This window comes from Sphingobium salicis subsp. salicis (assembly GCF_049472635.1).
Lineage (GTDB): Bacteria > Pseudomonadota > Alphaproteobacteria > Sphingomonadales > Sphingomonadaceae > Sphingobium > Sphingobium yanoikuyae_A.
This window is the reverse complement of record NZ_JAYRCS010000001.1, coordinates 374,396-396,045: the sequence shown is the minus strand read 5'-3', so window position 1 is coordinate 396,045 and position 21,650 is coordinate 374,396. Positions and strand designations below refer to the sequence as shown.

24 protein-coding genes and 1 tRNA gene are annotated in these 21,650 nt (G+C 58.4%); 16 read left to right on the top strand and 9 right to left on the bottom strand.

What is annotated here, in order from left to right; translation table 11 throughout:
- Window positions 1-89 precede the first annotated feature (89 nt).
- The gene (locus VHN57_RS01940) at window positions 90-299 is read right to left on the bottom strand and encodes a hypothetical protein (protein WP_423282503.1); all 210 of its coding nucleotides are present in this window, start codon (window positions 297-299) and stop codon (window positions 90-92) included.
- A gap of 160 nt (window positions 300-459) precedes the next feature.
- Here VHN57_RS01940 and VHN57_RS01935 point away from each other — a divergent pair, with 160 nt between their 5' ends.
- From VHN57_RS01935 to VHN57_RS01910, 6 genes are all read left to right on the top strand, one after another.
- Window positions 460-1,929, top strand: a complete 1,470-nt coding sequence (locus VHN57_RS01935; protein ID WP_423282501.1) for a hypothetical protein — start codon at window positions 460-462, stop codon at window positions 1,927-1,929.
- 164 nt (window positions 1,930-2,093) lie between these two features.
- Window positions 2,094-2,480 (top strand): NUMOD4 motif-containing HNH endonuclease, encoded by a 387-nt coding sequence (locus VHN57_RS01930; protein WP_423282499.1) that lies wholly within the window; start codon window positions 2,094-2,096, stop codon window positions 2,478-2,480.
- A 17-nt stretch (window positions 2,481-2,497) separates the two neighbouring features.
- On the top strand, window positions 2,498-2,767 hold the full coding sequence (locus tag VHN57_RS01925) for a hypothetical protein (RefSeq protein ID WP_423282497.1): 270 nt from the start codon (window positions 2,498-2,500) through the stop codon (window positions 2,765-2,767).
- A complete protein-coding gene (locus VHN57_RS01920; RefSeq protein ID WP_423282495.1) occupies window positions 2,764-2,964 on the top strand; it encodes a hypothetical protein in 201 nt (66 codons plus the stop codon). The genes VHN57_RS01925 and VHN57_RS01920 overlap by 4 nt, the downstream gene beginning before the upstream one ends.
- A complete protein-coding gene (locus VHN57_RS01915) occupies window positions 2,961-3,326 on the top strand; it encodes a hypothetical protein (protein ID WP_423282493.1) in 366 nt (121 codons plus the stop codon). Before VHN57_RS01920 ends, VHN57_RS01915 begins: the two co-directional genes overlap by 4 nt.
- A gap of 124 nt (window positions 3,327-3,450) precedes the next feature.
- The gene (locus VHN57_RS01910; protein ID WP_423282491.1) at window positions 3,451-3,708 is read left to right on the top strand and encodes a helix-turn-helix transcriptional regulator; all 258 of its coding nucleotides are present in this window, start codon (window positions 3,451-3,453) and stop codon (window positions 3,706-3,708) included.
- Here VHN57_RS01910 and VHN57_RS01905 read toward each other — a convergent pair.
- Both VHN57_RS01905 and VHN57_RS01900 read right to left on the bottom strand, forming a co-directional pair.
- Complete coding sequence (locus VHN57_RS01905; RefSeq protein WP_423282489.1) at window positions 3,668-4,945, bottom strand: tyrosine-type recombinase/integrase; 1,278 nt, start codon at window positions 4,943-4,945, stop codon at window positions 3,668-3,670. The two genes, VHN57_RS01910 and VHN57_RS01905, sit on opposite strands and share 41 nt — an antisense overlap.
- A gap of 30 nt (window positions 4,946-4,975) precedes the next feature.
- A complete protein-coding gene (locus VHN57_RS01900) occupies window positions 4,976-5,800 on the bottom strand; it encodes an IS5 family transposase (protein ID WP_125990377.1) in 825 nt (274 codons plus the stop codon).
- 256 nt (window positions 5,801-6,056) lie between these two features.
- Between VHN57_RS01900 and VHN57_RS01895 the strand changes: the two genes are divergently transcribed.
- Window positions 6,057-6,125 (top strand) — tRNA-Ser (locus VHN57_RS01895).
- Between the two features lie 151 nt (window positions 6,126-6,276).
- On the opposite strand, the gene VHN57_RS01890 is transcribed toward VHN57_RS01895, so the two are convergent.
- Both VHN57_RS01890 and VHN57_RS01885 read right to left on the bottom strand, forming a co-directional pair.
- A complete protein-coding gene (locus tag VHN57_RS01890) occupies window positions 6,277-6,531 on the bottom strand; it encodes a hypothetical protein (protein WP_063141252.1) in 255 nt (84 codons plus the stop codon).
- 15 nt (window positions 6,532-6,546) lie between these two features.
- Window positions 6,547-7,299: a hypothetical protein gene (locus tag VHN57_RS01885; RefSeq protein ID WP_234780504.1), complete on the bottom strand. Its 753-nt coding sequence runs from the start codon at window positions 7,297-7,299 to the stop codon at window positions 6,547-6,549.
- Window positions 7,300-7,411: 112 nt separating this feature from the next.
- Here VHN57_RS01885 and VHN57_RS01880 point away from each other — a divergent pair, with 112 nt between their 5' ends.
- The 4 genes from VHN57_RS01880 to VHN57_RS01865 all read left to right on the top strand — a co-directional run bounded on the left by VHN57_RS01880 (window position 7,412) and on the right by VHN57_RS01865 (window position 11,415).
- A complete protein-coding gene (locus VHN57_RS01880; RefSeq protein ID WP_201038968.1) occupies window positions 7,412-7,822 on the top strand; it encodes an ArsR/SmtB family transcription factor in 411 nt (136 codons plus the stop codon).
- 51 nt (window positions 7,823-7,873) lie between these two features.
- Entirely contained in the window at window positions 7,874-8,917 is a 1,044-nt protein-coding gene (locus VHN57_RS01875; protein WP_063141247.1) for a hypothetical protein, read from the top strand.
- Window positions 8,918-9,014: 97 nt separating this feature from the next.
- The gene (locus tag VHN57_RS01870) at window positions 9,015-10,001 is read left to right on the top strand and encodes a CBASS cGAMP-activated phospholipase (RefSeq protein WP_037510693.1); all 987 of its coding nucleotides are present in this window, start codon (window positions 9,015-9,017) and stop codon (window positions 9,999-10,001) included.
- A 7-nt stretch (window positions 10,002-10,008) separates the two neighbouring features.
- Window positions 10,009-11,415 carry a CBASS cGAMP synthase gene (locus VHN57_RS01865; RefSeq protein ID WP_423282485.1) on the top strand — a complete coding sequence of 469 codons (1,407 nt, stop codon included), beginning with the start codon at window positions 10,009-10,011 and terminating at the stop codon, window positions 11,413-11,415.
- A 129-nt stretch (window positions 11,416-11,544) separates the two neighbouring features.
- Here the strand turns inward: VHN57_RS01865 and tnpC are convergent, their stop codons facing one another.
- The 3 genes from tnpC to tnpA all read right to left on the bottom strand — a co-directional run bounded on the left by tnpC (window position 11,545) and on the right by tnpA (window position 13,854).
- A complete protein-coding gene (gene tnpC / locus VHN57_RS01860) occupies window positions 11,545-13,104 on the bottom strand; it encodes an IS66 family transposase (protein WP_423282483.1) in 1,560 nt (519 codons plus the stop codon).
- 67 nt (window positions 13,105-13,171) lie between these two features.
- On the bottom strand, window positions 13,172-13,525 hold the full coding sequence (gene tnpB / locus VHN57_RS01855) for an IS66 family insertion sequence element accessory protein TnpB (RefSeq protein WP_037487421.1): 354 nt from the start codon (window positions 13,523-13,525) through the stop codon (window positions 13,172-13,174).
- Entirely contained in the window at window positions 13,522-13,854 is a 333-nt protein-coding gene (tnpA, locus tag VHN57_RS01850) for an IS66-like element accessory protein TnpA (protein WP_423282480.1), read from the bottom strand. The genes tnpB and tnpA overlap by 4 nt, the downstream gene beginning before the upstream one ends.
- Window positions 13,855-14,076: 222 nt before the next feature.
- On the opposite strand from tnpA, the gene VHN57_RS01845 reads away from it, so the two are divergent.
- The 3 genes from VHN57_RS01845 (at window position 14,077) to VHN57_RS01835 (ending at window position 16,885) form a co-directional block, all read left to right on the top strand.
- Window positions 14,077-15,270, top strand: a complete 1,194-nt coding sequence (locus VHN57_RS01845) for an RNA-guided endonuclease InsQ/TnpB family protein (protein ID WP_423282478.1) — start codon at window positions 14,077-14,079, stop codon at window positions 15,268-15,270.
- A 110-nt stretch (window positions 15,271-15,380) separates the two neighbouring features.
- Entirely contained in the window at window positions 15,381-16,085 is a 705-nt protein-coding gene (locus VHN57_RS01840; RefSeq protein WP_063141244.1) for a pirin family protein, read from the top strand.
- Window positions 16,086-16,132: 47 nt separating this feature from the next.
- A complete protein-coding gene (locus VHN57_RS01835) occupies window positions 16,133-16,885 on the top strand; it encodes a hypothetical protein (RefSeq protein WP_037510698.1) in 753 nt (250 codons plus the stop codon).
- Window positions 16,886-16,915: 30 nt separating this feature from the next.
- Here VHN57_RS01835 and VHN57_RS01830 read toward each other — a convergent pair whose 3' ends face one another.
- Window positions 16,916-18,097 (bottom strand): hypothetical protein, encoded by a 1,182-nt coding sequence (locus tag VHN57_RS01830; protein ID WP_037510700.1) that lies wholly within the window; start codon window positions 18,095-18,097, stop codon window positions 16,916-16,918.
- Window positions 18,098-18,410: 313 nt separating this feature from the next.
- On the opposite strand from VHN57_RS01830, the gene VHN57_RS01825 reads away from it, so the two are divergent.
- Together VHN57_RS01825 and VHN57_RS01820 are read left to right on the top strand one after the other, a co-directional pair.
- On the top strand, window positions 18,411-19,211 hold the full coding sequence (locus VHN57_RS01825; RefSeq protein WP_037510701.1) for a hypothetical protein: 801 nt from the start codon (window positions 18,411-18,413) through the stop codon (window positions 19,209-19,211).
- Window positions 19,212-19,385: 174 nt separating this feature from the next.
- On the top strand, window positions 19,386-21,650 hold the full coding sequence (locus VHN57_RS01820) for a transposase (RefSeq protein ID WP_423282475.1): 2,265 nt from the start codon (window positions 19,386-19,388) through the stop codon (window positions 21,648-21,650).

Genomic DNA, 21,650 nt, shown 5'->3' with positions numbered 1-21,650 from the left:
GAGGCCGAAAGGCAGGATATCGGGTTGTTCCCGTCGAAGACGGGGATCGACCCGACCCGTGACCGACGCGCAGCGTTGGGCGCGCCGTATCATGTTCGTGCGAATGATCCCGGCCCGCCCAAGCGGGCAATCATCCGTCCGCCAGGCAATCCGCAATTTCGAAATTCGCGAAGCCAGATGACTTGGTGATTTCGACATGCCGGATCATCCGCATTTTCATCCGCGAAGACGCTGTAGCGTTCCAGCGCCAGATGATCGGGCGCCGTGATCGCGAGCGACCACGTCACCGGCGCCTTCATCGAGACCTACGGCCTCGATTTCGACGCGTTTAGATAAATATATGTGGACCTGCCGAACTGGTATATACTTCGTATTGTTCATTCATTCGAAGAAATTTGTCCCTTTTTATTCTTAATATACTAAGGATTTTTGGGGACAAATACTAGCGCGAAGGGACACTTGAATATTAATATTTTGAAAGGAAACATGACAACAATTTTCTACTCTGCCGAGCGCTGCGCCGCTGGCAAATCCCACGCACAGCGCGACCGTATCGTTACCACACCGGGTCTCTACCTCCTTGCCGTCGATCGCCGCGAGATGATCGGCGAAGCCGTCCGCAAGCTCCGCGAGCAGGCCGTTCAGGCAGGCACCAGCCCCGTCATCCGCGAAGTCTATAGCCGTGACCAGAACCACCCGGACGGTTCCGCGTCCGTCCGGGTCGATATCGAGGCGCTGCCGACCACCTACACGACCGGCCATATGGTCGTCGTCACAACCCATGAAGCCCTGCGGCTGTCAGACCTGTCGAAATTCGAGGGGTGGACCTGCTGCATCGACGAAGCGCCGAACGCGTTTTTCCGCGAAGAACTGGTCACCCACGCCCTGGGCAGCGCCTGGTTCGCGGCACGATACGAACTGATCCCTGCGGACGATGGTCGTCCATACGCGCAAGTGCGCGCCTATTCTGACGCGCCCGCCGCCGCCGACGTGGCCAGCGACACCATCATGCGATCGCTGGACCTTTTCCACCGTCGCGTCGTGTCTGGTCGGACACGGGTTTATGTCGATCTTCGGGGCTGGCCGGAAATGGACAATCGCAAGCGCGCCTGGACCTGGCATAGCCTGTGGCTCCCCACTGAACTCGAAGCGTTCGACCGGGTCGAGATCGTCGCGAATGCGTTTGACGAAAGCGTCACCGCACTTATCTGGCGCAATCGCTGCCCGCGCATCGGGTTCGTTCCCCTGCCGCCGCTGTCGGCCGCTGCGTTTGCCCATCGCGACCTGACGATCCGTTATTTCGCCGAGAACCACGGCGCGACCGGCTACCTGTTCGACAGCACGGACGGAAAGACCCGCCTGGGGGCGATCGGCAAGTGGATGCGCCAGACCGACGACCAGGGGCGTCACGTCAACGTCGATCCCATTAGCCACATCTGGACCGCCAATCTGCGCCAAGCCGAAAAGCTGGGCGCCATGCCGGGCCAGCACCTTTCCCCGCGCCAGGCCGGAACGGACAAATTCGGCGCGCTGACGATGGCAACGATGATCTATTCCGCCAAGCCCGCGCCTTCGGAAATCGCCATCCTCGAAACGTTGGGCGTCTCGCCCGCCCAGGTCGTCAAGGCACGCGAGACGGAAGACCTCGTTCAGTTCGCGAACCGGATCGGCCGCCGCGCCAACGACGATCGCCCCCTGACCATCGCTGTTTACGACCGTGTCCAGGCCGAAGCCCTCCAGGCCTACTTCGACAACGTCGGCCATTTCCGCACGAACCTCGTCCTGGTCGATCTGGGCTTCGCCACCGCCGAAGCGAAGCGAGCCGGACGACCGTCGAAACCGAAGCGCACACCCGAGGAAGAGCGAGAACATCAGCGCGAGAAAAAAGCCCGGCAGCGGGCAGAAGCGAAGGCGAAAAAGGCCGCCTGACGAAACAAAACTGCCCCGGACCATCGCGATCCGGGGCAAGTCGTAGTTTGAAAAGAAACAGTCTTAAAGACATTCCTCTTATATCACCTTTCGAAATTAAGTCCAAATATAACAATCCATTCTCGAACCTAAATAACATCAGAATTTAATTTTAGGTGTTTCTGATGTTATCCGTTACTGCATTTGGCCACGTCGCCACCCCGACTACTTCCACCGAGACCTTCAAGCCGATCCCTGGCTTCCCCGGCTATAGCGTCAGCGAATTCGGAACCGTTCGAGGCCCGCGCGCAACCACGATGTCGCCAGCCTCAAACGGCACCGGCTATCTCCAGGTCATCCTTTACCGTGATGGAAAGCCGCACCGGCAATACGTCCATCGCCTGGTGCTGATGGCCCACGTCGGCCCTCCGCCCTTCGAAAACGCACAAGCCGCACATTGGCCGAACTCCGACCGCGCCGACAATCGCTTGAAAAATCTGCGCTGGGCCACGCCTCGCGAAAATGCCGCCGACAAGCGTCGCGCCGCCACCACCACGACCACCATCCATTAAAAGAGAGACCACAGACAATGATCACATTTGACCTTTCCCGCCTGCTCGACTTCCCGTCGATTGTCAGCGAATTCGCCGAGGATTTCTGCGCCGACTATGACATCGACGATGTCCACGATTTCATCGCCCGCGCTTCGAAGCGCATCGGCGCTGACCTCGACGCCGCCATCTATTCGACCGTCCAGGTCATCGACGGCCGCCTGGTTCTGCAAGCGTCACCGCATCGCCGTGCCCTTGGTCACTTCGTCCAGACGCACCGAGACATGATCGCGGAGGGCGCGGCATGACCATCGACCGAACCATTACGCAGCGCCTCGTATCCGTCGAAGCCAACATCAAAGCGCTTCACGCAAAAATCGACCGGCTGCTCGACATGCTCGACCCGGACGGTCCCACCAACGCGGCGATGCACCACGATCTCGAAGCGATCTTGTCGTCGATCGGCCAGGCCGTGCTGACCCCGAAACTGGAGGTGAAGGGATGACGACCACGACTTTCACACTGCCGCGATCCCTCTTGCAAACCCGCGACCTGACCTTTCGTGAATGGTCCCAGGGGAAGCGTGGCGAACGCCTGGTCGGCCGCTTGGGTGTTTGGATAGAAGAGAACGCACACGCAGATCATCGCATCGACGGCCGGAAGCTGACGTTCACTGATGAAGTCGATGCGGTCTTTTTCGCCCTTATGTGGCGAGACACAATCTCGGCCGAACAATTGGCCGAAGAAGAACAGATGGCCGCCGTTCGCAAAGCCTTTGGATGGACACCCCGCCACCTTTACGCGGCCGTGACCTATTCATCGCTGATCGGTATGGCGCATTGCTATGCTGGGGGACAGTCGGCGTGACCGACCGTCTGGCCCGCCTGATAGCCCTTGCGGACGCTGCCGATCGTGGCCTGGTCGAACGGTCGGAATGACGGGGCGCGATGACGATAGCCGGAAAATTCCGATCCGTCGATAAATCAAAAATATGGCCGGATCGGTCAGGGCCGCTTATGTTCGGCGTTCAACATTAAAGTCCAACCGCGACATGAATTCCGATCTGCTTACCGTCAAAGATATTACCGCCTACCTGCGTATCAGCCGCACCACATTTTTCGAATTGAGGCGGGCGGGAGATTTCCCCCGCCCCATCAACCTCTCGCCCCGGCGGATCGCTTGGCAGCGCGAAGCCGTCCGAGATTGGATCAAGCAGCGAGAGCAACCCGCGCCTCGGCCGATTTTCTAATCGCTTCCAGATGGTCCGCCCAATGCTGGAGGGCGGCCTTCTTTTCTTTGTAGTATTTGTGGCGGTTATAAACGCCAGCCACGCCCCCGACGACATGATTGATGACCCGCTCGACAGTGGTCTCCGCGATAAGTGGGTCATCATTTTCATCGAGCAGGCCGTTCATTCCGGTCGATAGCGTCCGTCGAAGATCGTGCGTCGTGAAGCGCTCAATGGTCTTGCCGTCTGCCGCAGCCAGTTCGCCCATACGCTTGATCAACCCGTTTTGTGCTTTGGTCCAGCCGCTCAGCTTCTTGTCGTCTCCATCCTTGTTCGTAGCGAACCACAGCAGATTCTGACCGTCCTTACGGTTAATTCCACGCAGTCGATCCACGACAACGGCCGGGAGCGGAAGCAACAAATCGACGCCGTTCTTCGTCCGATTGCCTGGAATCAGCCACTCGCCCTTTCGAAAATCGAATTCGTCGAACGTCGCGCCAAACGCTTCATCCCGCCGAACGCCCGTGTGAAGGATCAGCCACCAAGCAGCCGCGTATGCAGCGTATGACGACGCAGGTTCCTCGACAGCCCGCAGAAATAGGCCGATCTCGTAATCGGTCAGGTATCGATCCCGCTTTTGAATAGGTCGCGGCCGGACCAAGTCCGCCGCAGGATTCAATTTCATCCCTGATTGCCGACGCCCTGTAGTGACGCTCCACCTAAACAGGCGCTTGAGGATGTTGCAGACGTGACCGGCCTGGGTCAGTGCCGTTTCCGCTTTCCTTGCAATTACATCGTCCAGATCGTCGTGACTGATATCATGGATCGACTTCATACCGATAATCGGCGAGATGTCCTTTTCGTAGCACCTCCGCTTTTCGCCCGCTGTTCGATTGCTCTCGCCTTCGGCCTCCATGTAAATGCCGAAAAGCCAATCGACCGTCTCGGTTTCGACCTTTTCCGCCGCAACCTTCTCCGCTTTTTTCTCAGCGAGGAGATCGCGACCTTGCCCCTTAGCCAGGTTGATCTCGCCTGCCCATTCGCGCGCCTGGCCGAGACCGTATGCCGGAAACGGCCCAAGCGTATATTTCTTCGCTGCGCCTCCCGCGATGCGCCCGCGCCACACCCAAACCTTCCGTCCCTTCGCGGAAACGTGGAGCCATAGATTGTCGATTCCAACCACCGAATAACGCTCGTCGTTATCGGTCGCTTTCAGTCCTTCGATCGACTTGACGTTCGCTGCGATTTCTAAACCCATCTCGTCCCTCCTTAGAGTCCGTTTGGAAAATCAGGGATGAGCGTTTCGGCGTAGTAGGTTTCCACCCATGGCGACGAGGATCATCGCCTGTGAGACGTCGATGCGCTTTTCGTAGTCGCGGACCAGACGGCGCCATCGGGTCATCCATCCGAAGGTGCGTTCGACGACCCAGCGGCGCGGAAGCACCTTGAAGCCCTGCTGGCGATCGCTTCGACGGATGACCTCCACGACAAAGTCGAGGTAGCTGGCCTTGTCCATGAGCTTGAGGCGATCATAGGCGCCATCGGCAAAGAGATGCTTCACCCACGGCCAGCGCTTGCGGATGCCATCGAGGATCGCCTGAGCGCCTGCACTATCGGAGATATCGGCGGTAGTGAGGTTGACCATCAGCAAGCGTCCATCGGTGTCGACTGCGATATGCCGCTTGCGACCGACGATCTTCTTGCCTGCGTCAAAACCGCGCTTTTCTGCGGAAGGCGCCTTGACCGACTGGCTGTCGATGACCGCCGCACTGGGGCTGGCTTCTCGCCCCTCACGTTCTCGGTCCAACATCAATTCGATGTCGTGGATCGTCTGGAACAGGAACCTGCGTGCCAGCTCCCGAAACCAGCCATAGACCGTCTGCCAGGCGCCAAAATGGATCGGCAGCATCCGCCAACCACACCCCGATCGCACCAGATAGCGGACCGCGTTGATCACTTCGCGGAAATCCACCTCGCGGGGACGGCCTCGACGACCCGGCTTGGGCATCAACGGCGCAAGGCGATCCCATTCCTCATCGGTCAGGTCACTGGGATAACGCTTCGTCTTCTTCGCAATCTGGGCCATCCGCCCCCGGCTCTGCTGCGTCCACATCCAGAGCCTGAATCACGCAGATACGCCTATGACAACCCCTGCCGCCGATTTCCCAAACAGCCTCTTAGCGTATCCCAGTCCATTTCCAGGACACGTTTAGGACACGGTTGGCGCGAACATAGACCTACACGCGCGAACAAAAGCGAACAAGTAGCGAATGGTCTATTCACCAGGCCAACCAGTTATCTCACTGATTTTACGCCGTTTTAATGTTCGCGCATGTTCACCAAGGATCGCTTAGGACACGGTAGGGCTGGACAGTTTTTCGCGGCATTTCCGCCTTCTAAGCGAATGGTCGCAGGTTCGAATCCTGCCGGGGTCGCCAACGAAAATTTCGGTTGTCAGTAAGACTGCTCCTTTACTTCATTTTCGTGATCCTCTGAGCTGCAAGAATGGCCAATTTCGGCCATTCCGGTTCTTAGAGGGTGTAGCGAAGTAGGGGTTTTCGCCGTCAGCGAGGAATTAGGAACGTCCATTCAGGATGGCAAATCGAGGCGATCGAGTATCCGCTTGAGCAATGCCCAAGGTCCATCCCGGCGCGGATGCGATGATATTCCCACCCAGGTATCCATCCCTAGCACTCCTATCCGGGAATTCTCCCGCTGGACGATGCGGGCGGTATAGTCGCTGACGTCCGCCAGCCTACTCTCGTTCTCGATCTTCATCTGAGCGATATCGAAAGCCGCTGCCTCATCGCCACCCGGCCAGATTGTGATCGTGACGACCATCATGGCCTGCGCGCCTCTCTACGGCGCGAACCTAGACTCGAGCTGCAGGTCCAGCCCTTCAGCCAACGCACTTTGAGGATTGCTGGCTACCATCGCCAAGATCGCCCCCATCGCGTCCGACACCATAGAGACCGCCAGCGGGTTGCTCGCGTCGTACCCTCTGCGGACCTCAGCCTGGTCCGCCAACTGTCTTCCATAACGAAGTCTGAGCAATCCTCTCGCCTCAGCGAGATCGCAGGCCATCATCGCATGGTAGACATGATGGATTTGGCTCACCTGCACATCGACGATCGTCGCGGTGTAAAGCGTCCGACCATGTTCGACACTGTCCCGGTCCCTGCCGGTATTCCAGAGCCCCCCGGCCACCGTCTCTCCGGTCATGCCCGCGTCACGACGGAGGATTTGATCGACCAGATCACTTGGCATGCCCAGTTCCAGATCGAGCGAGTGGAACATGATGCACCTCATCAACCCCGGCGCTGTCAAACACGCTTCCAGCGGTCGCGCCCCGTCAAACGGAGGCTGCGGGCTATACAGCCAGGCCAATGGATCGGACGGCAAGCTGTCACGCTCAAACCGAGCGCCGGTTTCAACGGCCGCGATCACGAGGCGATCGACCATCTTGTAGGTCAAATCGAATGACACATCGTCGGGGCTATCGCTGGCTAGCGGATCAGGGCGTCCCAACAGAGCTGAAGTGGTAAAGTAATCCAGCGCTGAGCGCTGGGTCCGTGCAGCTATTCTCTGTTCGTACATCTCATGCGTCAGCATTGCGATACCCTTTCTGTCACCATCCTTTTCAGAAGAAGCCTGCGCGAGTCGCTTGCTCCACTTGCAGACTTGTACATTCATTTCAATGATTCTGGAATTGTAGAATTGAACGGTGTCCGATTTGCTGTTTCAACGGACGTCGAAACGGACATCGGCCGGTACATTGTTGGTTTGGCTGACGGATCTGTCCGTCACTAACCGTTTGACCGGTTGGGATGGATCGCTGATAGTCTGGTCCATGGACTCATCAGCAATGGTCGAGGCCCTGGCTGCGCTGGGGCAACCGACTCGGCATGATATCTACCGCCTCCTCGCCCGGGCGCCTGAAGGCCTGCCGGCGGGAGAAATCGCGCGCCACCTCAATGTCGCTGCAAACACGCTATCTTCCCACCTGGGAATTCTATCGCGTGCCCACCTGGTCTCCTCACGCCGTGCGGGAAAACAGGTGATCTATCGGGCTGATACAGCCGCAGCGTCGTCCATCAGCACATACCTCAATGGTCTGGCCTCAGTGACGCCCTGAATTTTCTGAATACGCTCAGCTTCGCTCCTCGAAACTCAGGAGTGAAGAAAAATGGAAGATCGCATTGCCCACTACATGGTGACCTTCACGCCTCAGCAGTGGCCGGAAGCTTATCGGCGCGCTCTGGAAGTTGAAGAGCTCCCCAGGAAGGGCGGTCGGCGAATGGCAGCAGCTGTTACCGCTGCCGCCACTCGGCTGGGGTATAAGGAGCGCAACTTCTTCAAGATCATTCGGGCGTACAAGGACTCGCTCCAGCTGAACGATCAGGTTCTGTCCAACTACCCCCGCCAGCTTCCTGCTGAAACGAGAGCAGCTCTCGAAGAAGCCATCGCGCACGCCGGCCCGGGCGCTCGGCCAGGGGCGATCCAGGCTGCCGCCGAAGCCTTGTGCGAGAAGCGTAAAATAAGTCCACCAAGCAAACGGGCAGTCCGCACGAGACTCAATCTGCCCATGGAAGTGACCGATATCGCGTCCTACACCGGCATGAATACCGATTACGCCATCGATATGTCGCCACTCGATGTGGCGGTCGATGGCCCTGATGACATCCCCTATCACGCTGTCCTCACCGCGTTCATCGACGTCAGCCGTGGTATCGCTCTTGCCCATGTGGTGACTGCAGATAGGCCAACTGCCGACGACATCCTCCAGTTGGTCACCGAGGCCGCTGAACAGATGAGTTCCGCATCACCCGCACGCGCGTCTTTGGCAATATACCGCAACGCTCCTGTCGATGACCTACGCACGAAAGCCCAGTTGCGCTCGATCGGCATCGCCAAGTCAGACGTTCAGGTGGATTCTCGTCGGCCAGGATTGGCCCTCACTGCCATGTTCGGCACCAAGCTCGGCCGCGTGCCTCTCAATCCGCGCCGCAATCCTTCCATCCCATTCGCAATTCGCGAAACTCTGCCTCTGCCTGTCGTGCGTCCAGCCGTCGCTCTGCTTCTGGAGCGCTATCACGCTGGCCTGCAGATCAATCGAGAGGCCGAGCCTGCCGTATCAGCCGCGGCAGCGGTCCAAGCGATTACCAAGGGGCCAGCCAAAGCGACGCCGATTGGAAACGCCTATCCCCCATCTCTCCACGCAAGTAGATAGGCCATTGGTCATGTGCCCGCCCAGGTGCATTCTTTTATCATGATAGCTTAGCTTGAAACTTCGAGGCGCCTCTCTAACTTGCAAGAGGGGGTGTCGCTTGGCGTTTCAAATCCTATCCTTGTCGGGAGGAGGCTTTCTGGGCCTCTACACCGCCGCAGTTCTTGCAGAACTAGAACAGCGTTCGGGCAAGCGCCTGAACGAGTGCTTCGATATGTTCGCCGGCACGTCGATTGGCGGCATTATTGCTCTGGGTCTTTCAGCTGGGAAGAGTGCCACTGAAATCCGTGATGCCTTCATCGAGCACGGTCCTAAAATTTTCCCTCGCGCGCCAGCGAACTCCAAACTGGCTTGGTTGATCCGTTTCACCAGAAATTTGCCTGCCCCTCTCTACAAGCAGGACGCGCTGCGCGAGACGATCGAAGAAATCGTCGGTCCCCAAACGTTGATGTCGGACCTCGCCCGGCCGACGGTCATCCCTTCTGTCAGCCTTACCAAGGGCGGACCTAAGGTATTCAAGACAGGACATCACAAGCGATTTGTCCTCGATTGGCAGTTGAAGGTCGTAGACGTCGCATTGGCTACCTCGGCAGCGCCGACCTATTTCCCTGCACATCGGATCGGCGACGAGTTGTTTTCGGACGGAGGGATGTTCGCCAACTCACCCGATATGATCGCCCTTCATGAGGCCGACATGTTTCTGGGCATTAACCGTGACGACATCTCAGTCTTAAGCGTCGGCACCACTACCACAGACTTCGCCATGTCCAGTTCGCTCAATCCCAACATGGGGGTGATGGGTTGGATGAAAAACCAGCGCCTGACCGATGTGATGATCGGATCACAACAGGCGTTGGCCGATGACATGATGAAGCATTTGCTGAAAGATCGTTACCTACGGATTGACCGTCGACAGGCAGATGAACAACGGCAAGAACTTGCCTTGGATGCCGCCACCCCCAGCGCCATCAGCAATTTACTTTCCATCGCCAAGGGCTCGTTTGCCGAGGTGTCAGCCGACCCTCGCCTCCGGCAACTGCTGTCACACGAGGCCCCGCCATTCGCTTTCGTCAACGCTAAGCTTTGAGTGTCCGATGTCCACTGCTGCACGCCTCTTTCATTCGAAGTCCGATCAGACGCTTTACGAGCGCATCACCCCATCAACCGATCAGTTCGCGACTCAACAAGCCCGCTGGAATGACCTTGCCGACTTTCTGAAATCCAGAATGAAAGACGACACCGGCTATCCGATCAGCACCTGGCTGCAGGGTTCCTACAAATTCGACACTCAGATCAGGCCGTGGACGACGGGCGCCCAGTTCGACATAGACCTCGGACTATATTTCGAATGGGCCGGCTCTGACGATGACGGCGACTATGATCCTGAAGGTTTCAAAGAGCTGATCCAGAACGCTCTCCTCGATTATGCAGACGACGAGGACAACGACGCCTCAGGGGTCGAAGAGCCCAAAGAGCGATGCTGCCGCATTGCCTTCAATCCCGACTTTCACATCGATGTGCCCTGCTATCACCTTGATCGTGCCAAGGACCGGCGCGCGCTGGCAACAGAGACCAAAGGCTGGGAGGCAAGCGACCCCAAGGCGATCTATGTGTGGTTCAAGGATCTCCACGACGACAAAGCCATTCGGGCTCAGCTGCGTCGACTCGTTTGCTATTTCAAGATGTGGGCAGCGTTGAAGATCGAAGACGAGGCAAGCCGACCTTCATCGATCACACTTACGGTTCTGGTCGCCGAAGCTCTGGATGGGATTGATCTTTCAGAGACCAGAGACGACGACGACGTCCTCGCGGAAATTATCACGATCATCGCAGATCGCCTTGATGACGATACTGAGGTCGAAAACCCGATCGATACCCAAGAAAATTTGAACCGTCTTTCTGACGACGCAAACGACAATCTCCGCGAACTCCTCCGCGAGTTCGAAGACACCGCGCGCCGAGCGAACGCTGCGACCAGCGAGGCGACGGCGGCCGAGATCTGGACGGAGGCCTTTGAGCATTTCTTCCCTATGCCGGAGGATGTTGAGGGTGAAGCAAACGCCACCACTGCAGCACGCAGCGATATTGCAAAAAATCACGCTTTGGTCGCTTACAGCTTCGACCCCGAAATTCACGTTCGGGCTTGGTCCCAAAACAATGAGAATTACGAGCGCTTCGGGGTGAACGAGCTTCCCACGATCCTGAAAGACTGCTCCATCGACTTTACATTGGTCAACGCAGCCTCGCTCCCAGTGGGCGCTTCGGTACGATGGACGGTTAGGAACCGCGGACATGAAGCGTGGACCAAGAATGATATTGGACACTGCTCAGGCGATGGTTACGAAGTATCCGAGCATTCAGCGTATAATGGCAACCACGCAATGGATCTCACCGTCTACCAGTGGGGTCGGATTATCGGCCGCAGGCGCATCGAGATCAACGTCCGCGGCACAGCGTTGGCTGCCCGGCAATTACCGGCGAAGCGACGCTTCCGACGCTGAAGATTTCGCGCACCCGCAGATCACAGAATTCGATCCAACAGTAGGCATCTCATCATTCTGTCCGAATGGATCCCCACCGTCATGCCGTTCGATTGATCGTAAGCGCTAAAACAGCCTCACTTGAAGGCGTTAGGCGGCCTGATCGATGACGGTGTTGGCGGCGGGGCGGCTATCTACCCAGTTGTAGGGGAGCAGATCATCGATCGGATCTGCGTCGCCGCGCAGGACGATACGGGTGAGGACATCGGTGAGGTAGGCCTGAGGGTTGATGCCGCCCAGTTTGCACGTTTCGATGAGGCTGGCGAAGGTCGCCCAGTTTTCAGCTCCCAGGTCATGGCCAGTGAACAGGGCATTTTTCCGCTGGAGCGTAATGGGCCTGATTGATCGCTCGACGGTGTTGTTGTCCAGCTCGATCCGCCCATCGTCGAGAAAGCGGACGAGGCCGTTCCAGTGGTTGAGGGTGTATCTGATGGCCTCGGCCGTATTGGAGCTTCGGGGCAGCTTGGGCAGCATCTCCTCGAGCCAGGGGCGCATGCCGGCGATGATGGGAGCGGATTCAGCCTGGCGGATCGCCAACCTGTGTTCGGGACTGGAACCTCGGATACGACCCTCGATCTTGTAGAGGTTGGCTATCCGCCTTAGCGCCTCATCGGCGACGGGGGCGTTGCCGCCCTTGGCATCGTCGAAGAAGCCACGCCTAACGTGCGCCCAGCAAAAGGCGAGCGTTCCCGGGCCGCCCTTCCGGTCCGGCGCCTCGATATGCTTGTAGGCGCCATAGCCATCGCATTGGACAATGCCGGTGAAGTCCCCGAGCAGCTTTTCCGCCCAGACTTTCCCGCGCCCCGGCATATAGGTGTAGGCGACCGCCGGTGGATCGCTGCCGCCATGTGCGCCATCATCACGAGCGATCGCCCAGAGATATCCCGTCTTCACCTTGCCCGTGCCGGGCGCCAGGACCTTGGCGGTGGTCTCATCGACGAACAGCCTGGCGCCCGTCAGAAGGTCCGCTTTCATCCGGCCGGTCAGGCGCCCGAGCCAACCCGCGGCTCGGCCCGCCCAGTTGCACATGGTTCCCCGGTCGATCTCGATACCTTGACGCACAAGCGCCTGCGCCTGACGATAGAAGGGCATGTGATCGGCATATTTCCTGACCAGAACATCGGCGATCAACGCCTCGGTGGGCAGGCCGCCTGGCACCACATGCTTAGGCGCGGGCGCCTGGAACACCCCCTCGCTGCATGCGCGGCACGCCATTCTCGGTCGGGACGTGACGATCACGCGATACTGGACCGGGATGACATCGAGCCGGCTCGATATATCGCTGTCTATGCAGTGCAGCGTGCCTCCGCAGCAGGGACATTCCTGCTCGTCTGGAAGGATCACTTCCTCAATGCGGGTCAGGTGCGCCGGCAGCGACGCCCGCGCTGTCCCGCTTTCCCTTCGCGCCCGTTCCTTCTTCTGGCCTGCTGCCTGCTCACCAAGCGCCTCCAGTTCAGCACGGGCGACGTCGAGATCATCGAAGGCAAGCGCCAACTGATCTTCGCTCAGCTTCTCCGACCGTTTCCCGAATGTCGTGCGGGTGATCTGGTCGATGATATGCTGCATCCGAGCTTCACGCTCGAGGCCGGCCAGGACCATCGCCTTGAGGGTGGCGACATCGTCAGGAAGGTCGGCTGCCGTGGCGGACATGCCCCATTTCTGGCAGTTTTGGAGCGGTCCGCAATGGCCTTTCGATCAGGGGAATCAGGCGTGCGACCTATCGCGTCGTCACCGGAACCTGGGTGCGCGGCGTGTGCATTTTCGACCATTGCAGCCCTTCGAACAAGGCTGAAGCCTGCGATGCCGACAGCCGCATCACGCCATCGTGCGCCCGGGGCCAATGAAAGCCTCCGGTCTGCAAGACCTTGCTCACAAGCACCAGGCCGGTGCCGTCCCAGACCAGCAGCTTGATCCTGTTCGCCCGCTTCGAGCGGAAGATGAAGACCACCCCCGAGAAAGGCTTGAGTCCGAGTTCATGCTCGACCAGCGCCGCCAGGCTGACGGCTCCTTTCCTGAAGTCGACCGGCTTTGTCGCCACCATCACCTTGAGTGGCCCTGGCGGGATGATCATCCAGACCGGCTCACAACAGCGAGCACCCGGGCGATATGTTCCTCGCTCGCGCCCGGCGGCACATGGATCGCGAGGGCGGTCGTGCGGATCACGATCTCATCGCCTCCACCATCAGCGGAGCCGGTGCCGCCCGCATCTTCGATCACCGCCGGGACAAAGCCCAGCTTCTTGCTGGACAGCCGCTTGCCCGGAATGCTGTCGTGCCGCCATGCGTAGAGCTGCTGCGGTAGCAGTCCATGCGTTCGTGCAATTTCCGCGATGTTGGCGCCGGGTTCAAAACTCGACGCGATGATCCGTGCCTTGGCCTCGGCCGACCAGCGCCGCCGCATCGGTCCTGCTGGAATGACGTCCATACGCGAGGGCCGCTGGCCCTCCTGCCTTTCGAAACCTGTTTCGAATGTTCTTACATCATCAGCCACTACGATACCCCTCAGACGAGGGGCGAAACATAGACAGATCAGCGCCTACGAAAATGTGGGGAGGTTTTCGCGCTTACGATTGATCTTTGAAAATCCACCTTGCGTTAACTTTTGCACGTCAGATGCAAGCGCATGTTCTTGCAGTATAAATTTCCGATCGAGCCAAGCCGGGCGCAACATGCGCGCCTGGCGTCGATCCTGCAGCTGCAGCGAAATTTATACAACGACGCGCTCCAAAATCGGCGTGCAGCCTTTCAGCGCGGCGTCCATCTCACATACGAAGACGATACCAAGTCTCTCCCTGCGTATAGAATGGCCAACCGCCAGCATACTGCCCTGCCCTGGGGCATTAACAACTGGACCTTGCGCTGCGTCGATACCGCAATGACGAGGTATCGCGATCGCCTGACGGCCAACCCCAACGCCGGGTTCCCGCGCTTCCGCTCCGAAGAGCGTTGGCGCAGTTTTGGCGTCCACGGCGTACGAGGATGTGTTATTGCCGACGGCTACCTAACGGTCGATGGCATCGTCGGGAAATTGCGCATGCGCATGCATCGCCCTTTGCCGGCTGACGCTCGCCTCGCCAGACTCACCTTCACCCGCAGAGCCCGCCAATGGCATGTTGCCATCCTGATTGATTGCAAAGTCGGCGATCAAGAGCATAAGAAACCCGGTAGCGCATGCGGCCTCGATCTCGGCATAGAGCAACTAGCATCGCTGTCAGATAGCTCTCTCTTCGACGACACACCCCGTAAGACCACTCAGAGTTCCGCGTTGCGTCGGGCCTACCGGGCACTGGCAAGATGCCAGAAAGACTCCCGCCGAAGTAAAAAGCTGCGCGAACGCCAAGACCGCGCCAGTCAACGGGTGATACACCTCCGTTCCACGCGGCTGCATCAGATCTCGGCGGCGATCACTAATCGATTTGAAACGATCGTGGTCGAAGATCTCGCGCTCAAACAATTTCCCCGACCAACACGCACACGACGCCCATCAGACGGCGTTGGCGCAATCGCGATACGAGAAAACGGTCAGGTGTTGGCCGAGCCAAGACCAAAGCGCCTTCTTGAGATGATCCGCTACAAAGCTGAAAAAGCTGGTGGCAAAGTCGTCGTTGTCGATCCGAGACACATTACGCAAACGTGCAATGCATGCGGATCACCAACCTCTGAAAGTAACGATGCTGACCGGCACATCTGTGCCTGCGGCGCCGATGTCCCACGAGGCACCAACAACGCAATCAACATCCTTGCGCGCGGTCTCTCCGCGCATGCGGCCGCTTTGGGTCGCAGGGTGGGCAAGGTTTTGCCCAACGCCAGCGTCTAGCTGCGCGTCCACCCGGAAATGCAGCGCGTTTGCATAGCAACTGCCTGTCCAAAGCCAGTTTGGTTTTTTTCAAACCCGCTTTAGCCATTCATATTCGCACTGGAACCCTGATGATCACCTTACGCCCCTCCCGCGACTTCGGCAGCTTCCGTTTGGATCATTTCCAAAGCCTTCAGCATTTCGGGCCTGAGAGCTGCGGCGGACATCCGATGCAGTGGGGCGATATGATCATGTGGAACCACGAGACGATCTCTCCCCGCGCTGCCCTGCCGCAAACTCCGCATGCCGATACCGAGATACTGACCTACGTCACCAGTGGGTTCCTCTATCACGAAGATAACCTGGGCAATGTCGGGATGCTCCAGGCAGGCAATTGTCAGATCATGTCAGCTGGAACTGGTGTCTTTATCAGGCGCGGCAATCCAGACGAAGCTGAACCAGTCGAATTTGTCCAGATCTGGCTGATGCCCAACCATCAGGCTGGCGAGCCATTTTCCTTCACGAATGGGTTCGCTGACGATGGTGAGCCGGGGCAGTTCGTTACATTGGCCAGCGGGTTCGACAATGAAGGCAATTCACTGCCAATGCGAACCAATGCCCGCCTCTCGCGCATTGTGCTGACCGACAGTGGCACTGCGGACTACCGATTTGAAGCAGGCAATTTCGGCTATGTCGTGCCGCTCGCCGGCGCTGTTCAGGTCGGTGATGTTGTCGCCAACCGCAACGACGGAATTCTCATCAACGATGTTGAAGTCATAACCATAGTCGGCGTCGGAGACGCGGAAGCGCTCCTCATAGAGCTTTCTGAAGCCTGAGGGCCGATCGCTTTAAGAAAACCTCACAGGGTGGATGACCAAGCCAAATGAATCAGATCGCTCGGGTTGTGAACGTATTTTCCACCCCATACGAAGCATGGAGTTACCGCCAGTCCACCGATGAAGAAGCGCTATCCCTTTGCCAAAAGGGTTATTCGTTAGCCGAATCCTTCACCACGAAAGACAAGCTGCTTGAGGAAGTCTCGAACCATGTCCAGGCCGCGGCGCGCATGCTTCGTGAGGGTGCAGATAACGCGCTCGAGCGTCACATAGACAAAGCGCTGTCAGCAAGCTCTGAATATCGCGATCTCCGCAACCTGATGCCGTCAAACGTGCCTCAAGCCCTAAGTGCTTATCAGGCTGAGTTCTCAGAGGCTGACTTATCTGCGGCGGATAGCGCGATCAAAGCTATCGGGGTGACGATGCCAAATGGACAATTCTTGTTCCACGGTGGCTTATGGCCGCTCGGCGTACAAACTTTCACGACGACCCGCCCATTCTCCACATCCTTCTGCCCGCAAGTGGCACGCAGGAATGCAGAGTGGAAAAGCAAAGCTTATGACGCTGGCCGGATGGACCTGATGGTCGTCCACGTCATCCAGCCACAAACCAAAGCCTACGCTTACAGTCGGGATGGAGACCTCGGCAACGAGAAGGAGGTCGTTTTCGCCACCGGCGCACAACTGACCTTAACCCGCGAAACCCACATTGCCGACGTCACCGCCTCCAAAGTTGGCCCGCACTACGAAACGTTGAAACGCACCGTTCCAGCGTATCTGCTAGAAATCGACATATCGTAACATCGCAATAATCGCGTTGCTCGGGCCCGACTAGAACTCGGGCCGCATGACTACATCACGGAAAAGGGCGGTGATCGCATTCGCCCGCTCTTCACGCATGCGCTGAGACTTCTCGACCGTCGGCTCCGCCTGCTGCCACTGGCTTTCGTTCCAGCGCATCGCCTCTACGAGCAGCGCCCGCTCGAGAACCTCTTGCTCAATCCCCTCGCTGATCGAGTTGCTGAGAGGAGCCCCTTCCTCCGTAAATCTCGGTTTGAACTGATATGGCCCCAGCGTGTCACCCAGGTAGCGGACCAGCTGCGTACCGTGACGCCACTTTCCGCCTGCATGAATGTCAAACGACACTCGGCGGTTGAAGACCCGAAAGCGCTTCTGCAACTGCTTGCTCTGCCGCGCCCCGCCTGGAGGCGCGATAAAGTCGATCGACTCCACGCGATCGAAATGCACCTGCGTGTGCTGCACGAGATGGCGCATGAGGTCGTCATCCATATTGCGGGTAGCGCGCATAAGCCCGTCTTCCGGAATCAGCGGATCGCCCACCCCCAATCCAAGGATCATCCTAGAGCTGGTATCGACAATGAACGTAGCCGTAGCCAATTCCACCCGGCCGCTGATCTGAACCATCACATCGACTGCGGTCTGGTCCACCAGGATCTGAAGACCAGCAGCCCCAGCCGCCGGCTCTGCGACACCTTCCCGGCGGAGTACCTTTATGCGTCGCTGGATCGAAGATGCGGACGGAGGCGCCTCGCCCGCGTCCGCGCAGGATTCAAATATCCAGCGTATGATCGACGCGGGCGAAGCCGCGGGCTCATGCTGCAGTTTCCAGCGCAGCGCACGCTCGGCAACGGGTGCGAAGCCTTTCTGTGCTGGTGCCGCGACAGCCTTCACCCGGAAGCTCGGTGACAGACCTCGTGTTGGGCCCAGATCCTTCAGCTTCTTCAGCAGTCGGTAAAAATTGCGCTGCTCCATATCGAGCGCGCTGCACGCGTCGCCCACGGGCATAGGGTCATCGTCGCGAAGATAGAGGTCCATCGTCCTCAGTCTGGCAATCACCGCCTCCCGCTTAGAATCATCCAGAGACAGGAACAGGGCGTACTCTGATTCGCCAGAAAAGCCTGAAGCGGCATGCCGTTTGATCAACTCCTCGTCAGTTTCGAGGGCCGACCGGTCCGAACCAACGTCGCGCGTGCCGTTTTTCTTACTGTTCATCCATGACTTATTAGAACAGTAAGGCACGCATCGTCAAGTGAGTTGGTCACGATACTGTGCAGTTGAAACCACATTCCTGTTGCCATCACGGTCATTTTAGCGTTCCTAAATGCACAGTATCGTGACCAACATGGAGACAGTGCGATGACGACTAAACCGCGAAGTGCAGATCGAAACAACCTCGTTTCAATCGTTTATACAGAGTATCTGATCGAGATCATCCGACATTTTGAACGACAGCAGCGCGTTAAGACGTGGAGTCGTTCTCGCTCCAAGTGGCCCAACAGCAACCGTCGCGGCTGGACGTTCTGGAATGACTGACGCATATGAAGAACTGGCTGAGATCGACGTTCGCGCCGCTATCAACCTCATGCTGCGCAACCCGTCATACGAACCCTCCGCTGGCCGGTTGCGCGCCGAAACCTTGCTCAGGAAGCACAACAGCCTGGTCAACACCATGGCTCGCATCGTGGTCGCCAACGACAATGGTTCACTCCGAACAGTCTCTGGCGGAACACACCATGCGAGTGGCTGGTACCCTTCCGTGAAGGTCGGCCGCACACAGCATTATGAGAGCCTGCATCAGCTTGCACTGATCGAGCGGTGCGAGACGGACCCCAATGTCGTCCACTACCAATCAGAGGCTCGCCGCTTCGAATTCATCCTGCGGAGGAAGGAGCGGTACACCAGTGACGTCGACATACTGGACGCCGATGGCCGCCTGGCGGTCGTCGAAGTCAAAGGCGACGATGCGGACCTCCGAGATCCAGAATATCGGCTGAAACTCGCCGGCGTCGCCGAGATTTGCCGCCGGGTGGGCCATGAGTTCCGTATCACCTTCGGTTCCGAAATTTTCGAGAATAGCCGCCACCGCTTCAACGTACGCCTCGCCAGCTCGATGCGCCGCACGGCCATCTCATCGTCGCAGAAGCGGCTCGTCGAAAGCCTCCGCAGCAAAGGCGATGACATGCAGTTGGGCGAATTCGCTGAGCTGATGGCGCCCGGAAATTTTGTCCAAGGGCGGGCAATCACTTTCGCCATGCTGGTGAGGCGCATCGTGTCGCTCGATCTCACGCAGCCTCTCATCGATGAGATGCCTGTCAGCTTTATCTGATCATAGATCAAATACCCCAGGAAGGATTCAACCGTGACCTAGAGTGAAATCATAACTGCCTGACGAACCCGCAGGCACCCATCACAACAGAAGCAATGCCATTCGCAGCGTAGAAATATCTACTGCTGATGGATTTTGCGCGCCCTCAGAATACCCAAATCTCGGGAGAGATACGTGAATTACTTCCCCTATAAGCTCAAACGCAATCAGCTATACAGTATCGAAGGTCAACCCTGTGTTTTTACATCACATGGATATCGCACACGCCTGAACTTCGAACATGCTGCCACAGGCAAGCCCGTCGAATATCTCGATGACGCCGGCGTCGTCCGTCCAATGGACCAGGATCGCTTCCGGACGCTGCTTCAGAACGGTCAATTCTTCCAGATGGCAGACCGTGGGCAGTCGCCGGCCAAGAACAAGATCGCTGAATCACATCTGACGCCTGCCGAATGCGAGGAACTCGACGCCGACAGCGCGCTCCGGCTGGCAACGTTACGGCTGCTCGATCGGAACGGCGTAATGACCGGCGTGAAGGCAATCTCTGAAGGACTTGCCGAGCACTGGACCCCCGAGCTGCACACCAAATATGGCGAGGCACCCAATCCACACACCGTGAAACGCTGGATGCGGGAGCGCGGTAAAGTCGGCGACCGCGATGCTCGTGAGGCCACGAGCGCCCAGGGGCGCCATTGCTATGATGAAGATGGCATCCGCATGGAAATCCGCCAGCGCCTGGCTTTGACTTACTATGCGTCGAAGAAGAGCGTCACCGATATCAATGTGCTGACCAACGCTGAGATTAGCCGCGTCAACGATGGCACTTCGCTCGAATACGAGATGCCTACGGAGCCGCTCCTCCCGGTGAGCCTGAGCACCACATATCGCGACATCAAAATGCTTGAGTGCGAGCAAACGGTCGCTGCCCGCCACGGCAAGCAGGCAGCCTACTCTCGGTGGCGTGGCGCAGGGAAAGGGCATGAGGCGGAGCGTCCTCTGGAATTCGGGCTTATGGATCACACCCCCATACCCGCTCTCCTCGTCATCGACGTGGAACGCGCCATCATTCTGGGCCGCCCGACTTTCTCCGCACTTGTTGATGGGTTCAGCAGGGTCGTGCTCTCGCACATGCTGTCCTTCAATGCCCCATCATACGCCACCGTGTCGGAGTTGCTTCGCCGGTCTGTTCTGCCCAAGATCGTGCCGCCGATCATCAAGAACAAGCACCCTGAAGCCCAGGACGTCTGCGGCCTGTGCAGCACATATCACGTGGATGGCGGTATGGAATTCCGCAGCCACGATATGGAGAGCATGAGCAAGGCGACCGGTGCAACGATCCGCATCAGTGGTCGGAAAAAGCCGCGCGAACGAGCCCTTGTTGAGCGCATCTTCCTCACCATCCACAATTACGTGTCATCGAAGGTGGCCGGCGCCCATCTGCCGATCGCCCTCTCCCGCGAGTATGATTACGACCCCGCCGTGGATGCCGTGCTGACGCTCGACGAACTCGAGGCACTCATCATGTTCGCCATCGCGGTCTATCACACGACCCCGCATGGCGGCCTGAACGAGAAACAGCCTCTGCTCTGTTGGAAACAGGGCACCGCCCAGTACGGGATCGTTCTACCGCGTGACCCTCGCATCTTCGAGAAGGCCCTCCTCCCCAAGATCAATTCGCACCGGCTGACCCACGCTGGCATCGAGTGGAATGGCCTGCGCTTCGGCGATTTCAAAGCCGTGCCTGACCTGCTCGCCGATCTTGTCCCTTTGGAAGGCAAGCGTCAGCGCCTGAAGAATGCCACTGCAACGGTGTCGTTCCGCTATGACCCATACGATCTGCGCAAGATTTGGGTGATCAACCGCAAAACCAATCAGGACGTCGAGTTGTACTGCCAGACGGCCGGCTATAGCGATGAGCCGATCAGCCTGTGGATGCACGAACAGATCCGTGAGAAGGCCAAAGCGGAAGCCGCCGACTTCAACTCACGGGAATGGCGTGACGCCTGCCGCGCCGAGCTTCTCGACGCCATCGACCAGCTGACGCCCGAAGCCAAGGAGCGTGAACGCAAGCTTCTGGCCAAGCTGTACGAAAACAAGCGCATCCGCAGCATCACCGGTGAACTCGCCAGCCTGCAGCGCGAGCGCCCCGAGCCGGTCGATATCCCGATCATCTATGTAGACGTGATCGAGCACGAGATGCACGATGCCGACACCCTGTCTCGTCGCCCCGCTCCACAGAAAGCTGCCCCTACCGCATCTAAACGGCGGAGCAACCGGCAGAAGGCGAAAGCTGCCAATGCCCGAGAGGCGACGCCAGAGGACATGCCAGAGCGCGACCGGCGTGCTCCTGCGCCGCCACCCACCCCGGACGCGTCGACCACCGACCCCGAACCACGCCGTGAACGCAAAAAGCGCTCGAACGACAGCAGCTACTTCTAA